This is a genomic window from Ensifer sp. (genome assembly GCF_031989085.1).
In the GTDB taxonomy this organism is placed as follows: Bacteria; Pseudomonadota; Alphaproteobacteria; order Rhizobiales; family Rhizobiaceae; genus Ensifer.
On the sequence record NZ_DALZXU010000003.1, the window covers coordinates 222,978 to 235,364 of the forward strand.

Genomic DNA, 12,387 nt, shown 5'->3' on the forward strand with positions numbered 1-12,387 from the left:
CGGTGAAAGCCGCACGTCCGGTTGGACGCATCCGCAACGCCTGGTGCGCCCTGCCGGCTCGAATGCCGATGGTTACCGGATCGGCTTGGTATAGACTTTCAGCTTGGAAACCTGCCGGTAGCCGCTTCCCTTGTAATATTCCGCAGCCGTCCCGCGGCTTTGCGACAGCAGCCATGCGCCGGAAAAACCGGCCTCGCGGGCTTCGTCCTCGAGCAGCTGGAGCAGCCGCTTGCCAATGCCTTTGCCCTGGTGATCGGGATGAACGGCGATTTCCGGGATGTAGAGGCCACGGCCCGTCGCCGAGGTATGGGGGAGGCCGACGGCAAAGCCGAGCAATGCGCCATCCGTCAGGGCCCCGACGCCCAACCAGCCCGGCGTCGTTGACAGCTCGCCCATGCGTGCCATCGCTCCGTCCAATGTCCATGCCTCGTTCCAGGGAGGCGCGCGATAGGCTTCGACAATGATCTTCGCCGCCTGGGACGCGTGGTCCTCATGAATGCGTTGAAAGATGACCGGCATCCAAGCTCCGCTTCGGCTGTCTTTTTCCTGCACGATCACAATGTCTGGACAGATGACGCAGGATGTTTGGAGGACTGTGGCATTGCCAATGCGCCATAAACGGCTGGCACACTGTAACGCCGGGATCCGGCGCGGCGACAATCCTTCAGTATTCCAATCCGTGAAGGATAACAACTCTACGATATTGTCGCGTGCATTTAAAACGTGCTGATTGAAGCTCCGCCATGCTCGGGAGCCGATGGCAACACGTTGGCGGGATAGGTTCGGCTGAGGTCGTACCGGAATAGCGTTTGGACACGGACCGACAGCGCCGGCCGACGGCACGGGCTTGGTTGGGGACCAGAACCGGTCCCCAACCGCACATTTTCAGACACTGTCGTCAACCGAGGGAGAAGGGCACGGCAACGAAAGTCTGGCTATCCTGCCTTTGCACCAGGAGCAGAACGGACTTGCGGCCGGATTTACCGGCTTCCGATACGGCAGCCCTGGTCTCTTCCGCCGACTTTACTGGCTTCTGGTTGACCGAGACGATGATGTCGCCGGGCTGCAGGCCGGCATCGGCTGCGGGCTTGTCAGGCGCGACACTCTCGATGACCGCACCGGCCTCGCCACGCGGCAGGTTGAGCGCCTGGCGAACGGCCTTGGTGATGTCGCCCAGTCCGATACCGATCGTCGGCACATGCAGGCCGGCGGGATTGGGCTTGCTTCCGGTTTCGCCCGTCGCCTGCTTGCCGTCGCTCGCATTGGCGGCGATGGTGATCGTCAGGTCCTGGCTTTGGCCGCTTCGCCAGACGGTGAGGCTTTCCTTGGCGCCGGGCGCAAGGTCGGCGACCATGCGGGACAGATCTCTCGGCGAACTGATCGCCTTGCCGCCAAGCGCGGTGATGACATCGCCTGCCTTCACGCCGGCTTCCGATGCCGGTGCGCCATCGCTGACATTGGCAACCAGGGCGCCGTTGGCCGTGGCAAGGCCGATGGCGTCGGCGACGTCAGCGGTGACCGGCTGGATCTGCACGCCGATGAAACCGTGCTCGATTGCGCCGTCCTTGATTAGCTTGGCAACGACGGTCTGGGCCTGATCCGACGGGATGGCAAAGCCCACACCGACACTGCCGCCATTGGGCGAGTAGATGGCCGTGTTGATGCCGACCACGTGTCCTTGGAGGTCGACAAGGGGACCGCCCGAATTGCCGTGATTGATCGGGGCGTCGATCTGGATGAAGTCGTCATAGGGGCCGCTGTGGAGATCGCGGCCACGGGCGGAAACGATGCCGGCGGTCACCGTCGGGCCGATGCCGAAGGGGTTGCCGATCGCCAGAATCTGGTCGCCGGCGCGAAGCGTCGCGGAATCACCCCAGGTAACAGTTGCAAGCGGATGCGGGGCGTCGATCTTGATGACCGCAAGGTCAGACTTCGGGTCGGCGCCGACCAGGGTCGCGGGAACCTCGGTGCCATCGTCGAGTGTCACCTTGATGGCGAGCGCATGGTCGATGACGTGGTTGTTGGTGACGATATAGCCGTCGGGCGAGACGATGAAGCCGGAGCCGAGCGCCTCGGCCTTTTGTTGCGGCTGTTGTTGTTGCTGTTGCCGGCCGCCGCCAGGCAGCGGGGATCCGCGATCGCCGAAGAACTGCCGGAACTGCTGGTCGAACGGGCTATCGCCGCCGAAGGGCGACGTCTGGTCCGAACTGACGGTCTCGGCCTTCATCGTCGTCATGATCGTCACGACGGCGGGCTTGTCCGCTGACACGATCGGCGCGAACGAGCCGCCGGGCGCGACCGGGCCGGCAATGCCTGGCAGGGGCGGCGATGCAGCCTGGGCCGTCTGGCCGCCCACGACGATCGTGAGGGCGATCGGGGCTGCGATTAAGGCCGCGCCAAGAAGTGCGGCCACGCGGTGCTTGCGAAGAATGCTCGACATGACGTCGTTCCTTTCTGTGTTCGGCATGGCAACGGCAAGGGGGCTGCGAGCGCCATGCCGCAGAGGCGCTCGGCTTCGATGTCCCGGTGCTACGGTAAAAGTCGGAGATCAGCCTTGGCTGGTCGGGTGATGGCTGCCGGTGCGCAGTTGCTTGTGGCTGTGGCTGACGGCGGCCTGGTGATGAGCCGGCTTTGCCGGCATCGTCGGCGCGGTCATGGCCGGCATCATGTCTTCAGGGTGATTGGTGATGCCGGGGTAGTAATCGCCCGGATCCACATAGGCTGCGGCCGTCTGGATCGACGTGGCCAGGAGAAGGGTTGCAACTGCAACGGATGTCAAGAGCGAGCGCATGTGCAGCTCCATTGTCGGCGGAAGAGTAAAGCTTCCAGGTTAGACTGTCTCATACCGTCGCGTCGCGATATACTCTATCGTCGGCAGTATTCAGTCTCAATAGAGTTATACATCCGCGTTTCTTTACGGTCACGTTAAATAAAAGTAAGTTTATTGTCAGAGTTGACGACAAAATCCGGCCATAATCCACTTGGTTTTTTTAAGGATTGTGACACTCGCCCAACTTTCTTTCCGCGCGGGTTTCCTATGCCGTCTCGCTGGTTTGCGGGCGACGCGGGACGGCGCGGCGCAATCGCCGCAGCCCGTTCGATAGATCTTCCATGTAGAGGTAGATGACCGGCGTGACGAACAAGGTCAGGACCTGCGAGACGACGAGCCCGCCGACGACGGCGACCCCGAGCGGCTGGCGCAGCTCGGCGCTTGCGCCGCTGCCAAGCGCAATCGGCAGCGTGCTCATGATGGCGGCGAGCGATGTCATCATGATCGGGCGGAAGCGCAGGAGGCAGGCCTGGCGGATCGCCTCACCGGCGGTAAGGCCGCTGCGCTGAAGTGACAAAGCGACGTCGATCATCATGATCGCGTTCTTCTTGACGATGCCGATCAGCATCAGGAGGCCGATGACCGCGATGATCGACAGGTCGAAGCCGAAGAGACTGAGGGCAAGCAGCGCACCCGACGCCGCCGACGGAAGGCCCGACAGCACGGTCAGTGGATGAATGAAGCTCTCGTAGAGCACGCCGAGCACGATGTAGATCGTGACGACAGCTGCCAGAATCAGCAGCCCCTGATTGGCGGCTGCATCCTGAAACAGCTGCGCGGTGCCATAATAGCGCGTGCTGACGCCAGGCGGCACGCCGATGCGGTCTTTCAGCTGGTCGATCTGCCGGATCGTGTCGCCGAGCGCCACGCCGGACGGCAGGTTGTAGGAAATGGTCACTGCCGGCAGCTGGCCGAGCTGGTTGATGGTCAGCGGGCCTGAGACGGTCTCGACCCTTGCAAACGCGCCGAGCGGAACAAGGCCGCCCTGGGCGGTCGGGATCTGCAACTGCGCCAGCTTGTCCGGCGACCAGACGATGCCGGGGTCGAGCTCCATGATCACGTCATAGCTGTCGCTCGGCGTGTAGATCGTCGAAATCTGCTCGCTGCCGAAACCGCCATAGAGCGTCGTGCGCAGCAGGCTGGCGGACACGCCGAGGACGGCGGCCTTGTCCCTGTCGACGACGAGCCGCGTCTGCGGCGCGTTGTTCTGCAGGTCTGTGTTGACGTCGGTGAAGAAGGCGCGATCCTCCCGCATCGCATCCGCCAGCTTCTGTGCCCACTCGTTCATTTGCGGTTCGTCCAGGCTTTGCACGACCAGTTGATACTGGCTGGACGAGGCACGGGCGCCGACCGACAGGTTTTGCACCGGTGTCATGTAGCTGCGAATGCCTGGGATGCGGGCAAGTTCGGTGCGCAGATCGGACAGGACTTTTTGCAACGGCGGGCGCTGGTCCCTGGCCTTCAGCTCGACGAACAACCGACCGGCGTTGAGTGCGGTGGCGCCGCCGCCACCTGAGCCGACGGAACTGGCGACATGAGCCACATAGGGCGATTGCGCAAAAACCGCTTCGACCTTGGCCTGCAGATCAGACATCGCCTGGAACGAGACGTCTTCGCGTGCCTGCGTGGTCACCTGCAATTGGCCGATATCCTCCTGTGGGAAAAAACCCTTCGGGATCGTCATGATCTGGTAGGCGCTGATGGCGAGCGTTGCGAGGAACAGAAAAAGCATCAATGGCCTTGCGCCGAGACAAAGGCTGAGCAGGCGGTCGTAGCCCGCGACGATGGCAGCGAAGCCGCGCTCGAACGCCGCATCGATCCCGGCGAGCGCACCGCTCTTCGGGCCGTCTTTCCTGTCGGGAAGGCGCGCCGCCAGCATCGGCGTCAAGGTCAGCGATACGAAGGCGGAGGCGAGAATGGCGACGGAGACGACGATCGCAAATTCGTTGAAGATCCGCCCGATCACGCCTCCCATCAGCAGAACCGGGATGAACACCGCGACGAGCGACAGCGAGATTGCGATGATGGTGAAGCCAATTTCGCTCGATCCCGTGAGCGCCGCTTCGAAGTATCCCTTCCGGTCTTCGTCCGCATGGCGCACGATGTTTTCGAGCATCACGATGGCATCGTCGACCACAAGGCCGACGGACAGCGTCAGCGCCATCAGCGAGATGTTGTCGATCGAAAAGCCGAGCGCATACATCGCCGCGAATGTCGCGATGATGGAGATGGGCACGGCCAGTGCGGGAATGAGCGTTGCCCACAGGCGCCGCACGAAGACGAAAATGACCAGGATGACGAGGCCGATGGTCAAGATCAGCGTGAACTGAACATCGCGGACGGCGCCGCGCACCGAACTGGAACGGTCGTTGAGCGTTTCGATCGAAGCGGCCGCGGGAAGCGACTGCCGGAGCGTCGGAAGCACGCTCATGACCTTGTCGACAACCGCCACGGTGTTGGCATCCGGCTGGCGCTGGATGGCCAGGATGATGGCGCGTGAACCGTCGTGCCAGCTGGCGGTCTGGTTGTTGGCGACCGAATCGATCACCTTGGTGACGTCGGCCAGGCGCACCGCCTTGCCCGCATCGGTCCTGATGATGATTTTCGAGAAAGCGGCCGCATTGTCGAGCTGGGTATTGGCGACGATCGCCATCTGCCGACCGGAGGACTGCACGGTGCCGAGGGGCGAATTGTCGTTGGCGGCTGCAACCGCCGCCTGGAGATTTGCAAGCGAAATGCCGCGCGCGGCGAGCGCATCCGGGTCGATCTGGATCCGCACGGCAAATTCCTGGCTGCCGAGGATCGAGACTTCCGCGACGCCGTCGAGCGTCGACAGTGTCGGCGAGATCACCTGCTGCGCGATGGCGTCGAGATCGGTCAGGGGCACGGTCTGGCTCTTCAGCGCAAGCAGCAGCACCGGTGCATCAGCCGGGTTGCTCTTGCGGTAGCTCGGCGGTGACGGCATGTCCTGCGGGAGGGCCCGTTGTGTCCGCGTGATCGCGGCCTGGACGTCGGCGGCTGCCGCATCGATATCGCGCCCGAGCACGAACTGGATGGAAATGGAGGTGGAGCCGAGCGCGTTCGTCGTCGAGATCGTGTCGATGCCAGCGATCGTGGCGATCTGCTTGATCAGAGGCGTGGCAACCGAACTTGCCATCGTGTCGGGCGATGCGCCGGGCAATGTCGCTGAAACAGTGATAACGGGAAAGTCGGTGCGCGGCAGCGCTGCAATCGGCAATGCCAGATAGCCGAAGATTCCGGCGATGGTCAGGGCCAGCGACAACAGGATGGTTGCGACCGGGCGGCGAATGCAGAACTCGGAAAGAGACATGAGCTTTTACATCCATTGCGGCTGAGCCATGTGACAGCCCGGCTGGTGTTCAAGGAAGCGCTAGTCCATTGGTCGGGGATGTGCCGGCGTCCGGCGCGATGGATACGAGATCACCCGCCTTCAGGCGGGATTGGCCTTCGGTGACGACCCTGTCGCCCGCCGCAAGGCCCGAATTGACGGCCGCATCCGTTCCGTCGTTGGCGGCAACGACGATCGGGCGCACCTCGACGGAGCTATCGGCCTTCACCTTATAGACGAAAGGGCCGTTCTGTCCGGTCTGGATCGCAACTGCCGGAATAACCGGCGTTTGCGCCAGCGTGCCTTGTTCGACGTCGACATCGACATATTGGCCGGGCCAGAGCTTCTGTTCGTCATTGGCAAAGCTGGCGCGCATCGCGATCGTGCCGGAGGTCGCGTCCACGGCGGAATCGATGAAGTCGACAACGCCTTCGGCGATGACGGTGTCGGTATTGTTCGTCTTCGCCTTGACCCGCGGCGGCTTGCCGGTGTCGAGCAGCGTCTTGAACGTCTGCAGGCGATCCTCGGGAACGCGAAAGACGACGTCAATCGGGTTGATCGCGGTGATCGTCACAAGCGTATTCTGCGTGTTCGTCGACGTACCGACGAGGTCACCCACTGTCACCTGGACGGCGCCAAGCCGGCCATCGATCGGCGCATTGATCTGAAGCAGGCTCAAGGCAACCAGGTCGGCATCAATGGTCGCGTTGTCGGCGTCGACGGTCGCCTGCGCGGACTGCTGGACCGACTGGGCCGTGTCGTAGGCCTGCTGGGTGCCGTTCTTGTCGTCGCGCAACGTTCTCGCGCGCTCCAGCTCCGCCGTCGCGTCGGCAAGCAGCGCGGTATCCTTGACGAGAACGGCGCGGTCGCGCGCCAGCTGGGCTTTGGCAGCGCGATCGTCGAGGGTGAAAAGCGGGTCACCCGCCTTGACCATCTGGCCGTCCTTGACGTGGATGGCGGTGATCTGGCTCGCGGTGCGGGCACCGATCGCCACGGTGTCTGGCGCCTGAACGTTGCCGAAGGTGCTGAGCACGATCGGGAAGTCCTTGAGTTGTGCATTCGCCACCGTGACGGCAACGGTAGCGCCGCCAGCCCGCGCGTGGCCGGCCTCAAGGCTGACCACGCGCGTCGGCAAGCTTGCCTCTGGCGGCGGACCGCTCCATCGGCCGACGCTCAGGGCGAGGGCAGCCGCGCATAGCGCGCCTGCGATGATGACGATGACGAACCGCTTTGGCATCGGCCGAACTCCTTCGAAGTTGCGACGCGGACGAAAACCGCTCCATTACCAATGCATATGGCTACAACAACTGGCGCATCCAGGCTTTTGCAGCAAGTTACAAAGATTTAACCCGCGTCGAGGCCGGCGGATCGCGTGGGCAAAAACCGGGAGGGATTCGGTTCGCCATGGCCGCGCGACGATCGGCCGGGGTGCCCGGCCGCAAGGGGCTGAACGGCGGGGAAACAAAAAAGGCCGGCATCGCTGCCGGCCCTTTTCGTGTGTGCATGCGGTCAGGCAGCCTGGAGACCGGCGACCGGTTCCGGATCCTCGATGGATCCGCCGCCATTGTAGACGGTCTCGTCGAGAATGCCTTCGCGCTTGGCAACGATCGTCGGCACCAGCGCCTGTCCGGCGACGTTGACGGCGGTGCGGCCCATGTCGAGGATCGGATCGATGGCGAGCAGCAGGCCGACACCTTCGAGGGGCAGGCCAAGTGTCGAGAGCGTCAGCGTCAGCATCACGGTGGCACCCGTGAGGCCGGCGGTCGCGGCCGAGCCGAGTACGGAGACGAAGACGATCAGCACATATTCCTGGATGCCGAGCGGCACGCCGAAGAACTGGGCAATGAAGATCGCCGAGATCGCCGGGTAGATCGCGGCGCAACCGTCCATCTTGGTCGTCGCGCCGAGCGGCACGGCAAAGGCGGCATATTCGCGTGGTACGCCGAGGCTCTTTTCCGTCACCGTTTCGGTGACCGGCAGGGTGCCGACCGACGAGCGCGAGACGAAGGCGAGCTGGATCGCCGGCCATGCGCCAGCAAAGAAGCGCGAGGGCTTCAGGCCATGCGCGATCAGGAGTGCCGGATAGACGACGAACAGTACGATGGCGAGGCCGATATAGACGGCGGCAGCGTACCAGCCGAGCTGCGCCAGCGTTCCCCAGCCATATTGCGCCACGGCGCGGCCGAGCAGGCCGATGGTGCCGAGCGGCGTCAGGCGAATGACCCACCAGAGGATCTTGCGAACGATGACGAGCAGCGACTGGTTGAAGGCGAGGAACGGCTTGGCCGCGTCGCCGGCTTTCAGCGCGGCGGCGCCGAAGACGATGGAAACGACGAGGATCTGCAGCACGTTGAAGTTCAGCGACGTGCTGGCGCTTCCCTCCGTCAGTTTGGTGCTCGCCTCCAGGCCCAGGATGTTGGCCGGGACGAGGCCCTTGAGGAAGTCGAGCCAGGAGCCGGAATAGGAGGGCGCCTTGGCCGCTTCCTGCGACACGGCCGAGCCGATGCCGGGCTCGATGATGAGGCCGAGCGCGATGGCGATGACGACTGCGATCAGCGAGGTGATCGCGAACCAGAGCAGCGTCTGCCAGACCAGCTTTGCCGCATTCTGCAGCGTTGCCAGATTGGCGATCGAGGCAACGATTGCGGTGAAGATGAGCGGCGGGACGAGCGCGCGCAGAAGCTGCACGAAGATCGAGCCGATCGTCTGCAATGTCACGGTCAGCCAGTTGGGGTTGCCGGCGGCGTCGGCGCCCATGTTGCGGGCGATGAGACCGAGCAGCAGCCCGATGACCATGGCGGCCAGAACCTGGAAACCGAAGGACAGGTAGAACGGCTTCGGCGGGGATTTGATGGAAGCTTGGGACACGATTTACACTCGATTGATTGGTGGAGCGGAGCGTGAGGGAGGCATCGTCCGCAGCGAGGGCAAAATAGTCAAGGTTGCAGGTCAGTTTAAGCAACCGTTTGGCGCGTGAGGAACGATAGGTGGAATAATTTTCCAGGCTGGCAAACGGGTGTGGCAGCGTTAAACGGGATGGCTGAACTCCCGCTCGCCATGTCTTTCGTGGCCGGTAAATCCGTGCATCGTCATGGCAATCCGTCGATACCGCGCTATCTGCAACGCCGTGGATTTTAACGATAGGAGATGGAGCATGCAGATCAACCGCACTGGACAGGCAAAGTGGGCTGGCGGCCTCAAGGACGGCAAGGGGCAGATTTCGACCCAGAGTGGCGCGCTCAAGGACTATCCCTATGGCTTTGCGGCGCGTTTCGAGGGCGTTGCCGGCACCAATCCGGAGGAACTCATCGGTGCCGCTCACGCCGGCTGTTTCACCATGGCATTGTCGTTGATCCTGGGAGAGGCGGGGCTCACGGCCGAGAGCATGGAAACGACCGCCAAGGTGACGCTCGAATCCGTTGCAGACGGCTTTGCCATCACGGCAATCCACCTGTCGCTGAAAGGCCGCGTGCCGGGCGCCGATCTCGCCAAGTTTACCGAACTCGCAAACAAGGCAAAGGCCGGGTGCCCGGTCTCCAAGGCACTCGGTGCAGTGCCGATCACACTCGACGTCGGCCTGGCTTGACGAAACGTTGCCCGGAGTAGCGCGCCGGGCCGGCCCGGCGCGCTACTCCGGCAATAGGGCGGACGCCAGTCGAGAGGCGCGCCGTGATGGCGGCACGCCGTTGCTCAGCGCCAGCCGAGCGCCGGCGCCACGTGCTTCAGGATCGCCTCGATGACATGGGCGTTGTAGTCGACGCCGAGCTGGTTCGGCACGGTCAGCAGCAGGGTGTCGGCTTCGGCCACGGCCTCGTCGCCGGCCAGCTGCTTGATCAGCACATCAGGTTCGGCGGCATAGGATCGCCCGAAGATCGCCCGCGTCTTGTCGTCGATGAAGCCGATGGTGTCCTCTTCCTTGCCGCTCCGGCCGAAATAGGCGCGGTCGCGGTCGTCGACGATGGCAAAGATGCTGCGGCTGACGGAGACCCGGGGCGTGCGGGTGTGTCCCGCTTCCTTCCAGGCCTGCCGATAGGCGCGGATCTGGGCTGCTTGCTGGACATGGAACGGCTCGCCGGTCTCGTCGTCCTTCAGCGTCGAGCTCTGCAGGTTCATGCCGAGCTTTGCTGCCCAGATGGCGGTGGCGTTCGAGCTTGATCCCCACCAGATCCGGTCGCGCAATCCTTCCGAATGCGGTTCGAGGCGCAAAAGCCCCGGCGGGTTGGGAAACATCGGTCGCGGGTTCGGCTGGCCGAAGCCGTTGCCCTTCAGCGCCTCGAGAAACACTTCCGTGTGGCTGCGGCCCATGTCGGCATCCGATGCGCCGTCCTCGGGCACATAACCGAAATAGCGCCAGCCATCGATCACCTGCTCGGGCGAGCCGCGGCTGAGACCGAGCTGCAGACGCGAGCCGGATATCAGGTCGGCCGCCCCGGCGTCTTCCGCCATGTAAAGCGGGTTCTCGTAGCGCATGTCGATGACGGCCGTACCGATCTCGATGCGCTTCGTGCGGGCGCCGACGGCGGCCAGCAGCGGGAAGGGCGAGGCCAGCTGCCGGGCGAAATGGTGGACGCGGAAATAGGCGCCATCGGCGCCGAGTTCTTCTGCCGCAACCGAAAGATCGATCGACTGCAGCAGCGCATCGCCGGCCGAGCGGGTCTGCGACTGGGAGGAGGGGGTCCAATGGCCGAAGGAGAGGAAACCGATTTTCTTCACGGATAGCGCCGCCTGTGCATGTGTCGTTGTCACTGTCCTAGATGGCATAAGACCGGCTTGGGCGACAGCCGTGCCGTCGCGAACACAGTGTTTCCCATCCGCTTGCGAACCATCCTGTCGCTGACCGCATCGGCGCCATTCCCGAATTGCCTCGCGACGGTAGAGCCGAGGCATGTGCTCTGCCTGGGATCGCCGCCGTCAGGCACTTGCGCTGACGGCGGCTTCTACAAGGGACCGGCCTTGGCTGCCGGCAATGGCAGGTCCGGGCCACCGAGGGGCGGCGCCTTCGGTCTAGCCGGGCTGAAGCGCGACCTTGCGGGACATCGCGACAAGAGAGGCGCCCAGCAGCGCGGCCAATGACGCGAACAGGAAGACGCCGGCCGGACCCTGCAGTTCGACGATCAGGCCGCCGAGGATGGCCCCGGTGGAAATCGCGATCTGGAATGTCGTCAGGGTCGCTGCCCCCGCGCCTTCCGCCTCGTCGCCGGCAGCCCGGCTGAGGAAGGACTGGACGCTGACGGGAAGCGCGCCGAAGGCAAAGCCCCAGGCGGCCGTCGCAGCCGCGGCGATGCCCGGCAGCCCACCGGCGACCGCGAGCAGGAGCGCTGTCACGGCGATGCCGATCGCTGCCAGCATCATCGCCAGGCGTGTGTTGCGCTCGGCAAGGAACCCGCCGGCGATGTTGCCGAAGAAGCCGCCGATGCCGAAGGCAAGCAGGATCGCCGTGATCATTTCAACGTCGAAGCGCGGCACCTGCTCGAGGTAGGGGCGGATATAGGTGAAGCCGGCAAAATGGCCGGTGACCACCAGCAGGATCGTGGCAAGGCCGAGCCGGATCGCCGGACGCCGGAGAACCCTGGCGATGGTCGCAAGCCCGGTCGTGCCGACGGGCGGCAACGACGGGACGGTCAGGGCCTGGACGATGAAGGTGATCACTCCGACGGCGGCGGCCAGCAGGAAGGCGTAGCGCCAGCCGAGCGTGGCACCGATCCAGGCGCCGACGGGGGCCGCGCAAACGGTTGCGATCGACACGCCCGACATCACGATCGCCATCGCGCGGGGCATCAGCCGGCCCGGAACAAGGCGCATGGCGAGCGCCAGAGACATCGCCCAGAAGCCGCCGAGCGCGACACCGAGCAGCACGCGCGCCGCAAGCAGGAACGGCAGATTGGGGGCAAAGCCCGCCATCAGGCTCGAGACGACGAGCAGGGCCGTTAACGCCAGAAGAACCGTGCGCCGGTCGAACCGCCCAGTATAGACGACGATCGCCGGACCGGCGACGGCCGCAACGACGGCGGTCGTCGTTACCGATTGTCCGGCCGCGCCGACACTGACCCCGAGGTCAGCGGACATCGGGGTCAGCAGGCTCGCCGGCAGGAATTCCGCCGTTACCAGCCCGAAAACCCCGAGCGAAAGCGATACGACAGCGCCCCATCGCGCCTTGCTCTGCTCGTCCGTCGGACCAGTAGATTTCGTCACCACACCATCCATGATT

At 64.1% G+C, this 12,387-nt stretch carries 9 protein-coding genes; 1 reads left to right on the forward strand and 8 read right to left on the reverse strand.

Translation table 11 applies throughout. The annotated features are described in order from the left end of the window. Positions 1-72 precede the first annotated feature (72 nt). The 6 genes from RTP54_RS18125 to RTP54_RS18150 form a co-directional block, all read right to left on the reverse strand. Complete coding sequence (locus RTP54_RS18125) at positions 73-519, reverse strand: GNAT family N-acetyltransferase (RefSeq protein WP_312364785.1); 447 nt, start codon at positions 517-519, stop codon at positions 73-75. 379 nt (positions 520-898) lie between these two features. Continuing rightward, on the reverse strand, positions 899-2,440 hold the full coding sequence (locus RTP54_RS18130; RefSeq protein WP_312364787.1) for a DegQ family serine endoprotease: 1,542 nt from the start codon (positions 2,438-2,440) through the stop codon (positions 899-901). A 108-nt stretch (positions 2,441-2,548) separates the two neighbouring features. After that, entirely contained in the window at positions 2,549-2,791 is a 243-nt protein-coding gene (locus tag RTP54_RS18135; RefSeq protein WP_162703263.1) for a hypothetical protein, read from the reverse strand. A 244-nt stretch (positions 2,792-3,035) separates the two neighbouring features. Further along, on the reverse strand, positions 3,036-6,161 hold the full coding sequence (locus RTP54_RS18140) for an efflux RND transporter permease subunit (protein ID WP_312364789.1): 3,126 nt from the start codon (positions 6,159-6,161) through the stop codon (positions 3,036-3,038). Between the two features lie 49 nt (positions 6,162-6,210). Then, complete coding sequence (locus RTP54_RS18145; protein WP_312364791.1) at positions 6,211-7,416, reverse strand: efflux RND transporter periplasmic adaptor subunit; 1,206 nt, start codon at positions 7,414-7,416, stop codon at positions 6,211-6,213. Between the two features lie 272 nt (positions 7,417-7,688). Further along, a complete protein-coding gene (locus RTP54_RS18150; protein ID WP_409517167.1) occupies positions 7,689-9,050 on the reverse strand; it encodes a dicarboxylate/amino acid:cation symporter in 1,362 nt (453 codons plus the stop codon). Positions 9,051-9,333: 283 nt separating this feature from the next. Between RTP54_RS18150 and RTP54_RS18155 the strand changes: the two genes are divergently transcribed. Beyond that, positions 9,334-9,765: an OsmC family protein gene (locus tag RTP54_RS18155; RefSeq protein ID WP_112815911.1), complete on the forward strand. Its 432-nt coding sequence runs from the start codon at positions 9,334-9,336 to the stop codon at positions 9,763-9,765. A gap of 104 nt (positions 9,766-9,869) precedes the next feature. On the opposite strand, the gene RTP54_RS18160 is transcribed toward RTP54_RS18155, so the two are convergent. Both RTP54_RS18160 and RTP54_RS18165 read right to left on the reverse strand, forming a co-directional pair. Further along, positions 9,870-10,892: an LLM class flavin-dependent oxidoreductase gene (locus tag RTP54_RS18160; protein WP_112815910.1), complete on the reverse strand. Its 1,023-nt coding sequence runs from the start codon at positions 10,890-10,892 to the stop codon at positions 9,870-9,872. 291 nt (positions 10,893-11,183) lie between these two features. Then, the gene (locus tag RTP54_RS18165; RefSeq protein WP_312364798.1) at positions 11,184-12,371 is read right to left on the reverse strand and encodes an MFS transporter; all 1,188 of its coding nucleotides are present in this window, start codon (positions 12,369-12,371) and stop codon (positions 11,184-11,186) included. Positions 12,372-12,387: the final 16 nt, after the last annotated feature.

Coding starts and splice junctions, on each gene's coding strand:
- RTP54_RS18125 (WP_312364785.1), bottom strand. CDS start 519: ATGCCGGTCATCTTTCAACGCATTCATGAGGACCACGCGTCCCAGGCG.
- RTP54_RS18130 (WP_312364787.1), bottom strand. CDS start 2,440: ATGTCGAGCATTCTTCGCAAGCACCGCGTGGCCGCACTTCTTGGCGCG.
- RTP54_RS18135 (WP_162703263.1), bottom strand. CDS start 2,791: ATGCGCTCGCTCTTGACATCCGTTGCAGTTGCAACCCTTCTCCTGGCC.
- RTP54_RS18140 (WP_312364789.1), bottom strand. CDS start 6,161: ATGTCTCTTTCCGAGTTCTGCATTCGCCGCCCGGTCGCAACCATCCTG.
- RTP54_RS18145 (WP_312364791.1), bottom strand. CDS start 7,416: ATGCCAAAGCGGTTCGTCATCGTCATCATCGCAGGCGCGCTATGCGCG.
- RTP54_RS18155 (WP_112815911.1), top strand. CDS start 9,334: ATGCAGATCAACCGCACTGGACAGGCAAAGTGGGCTGGCGGCCTCAAG.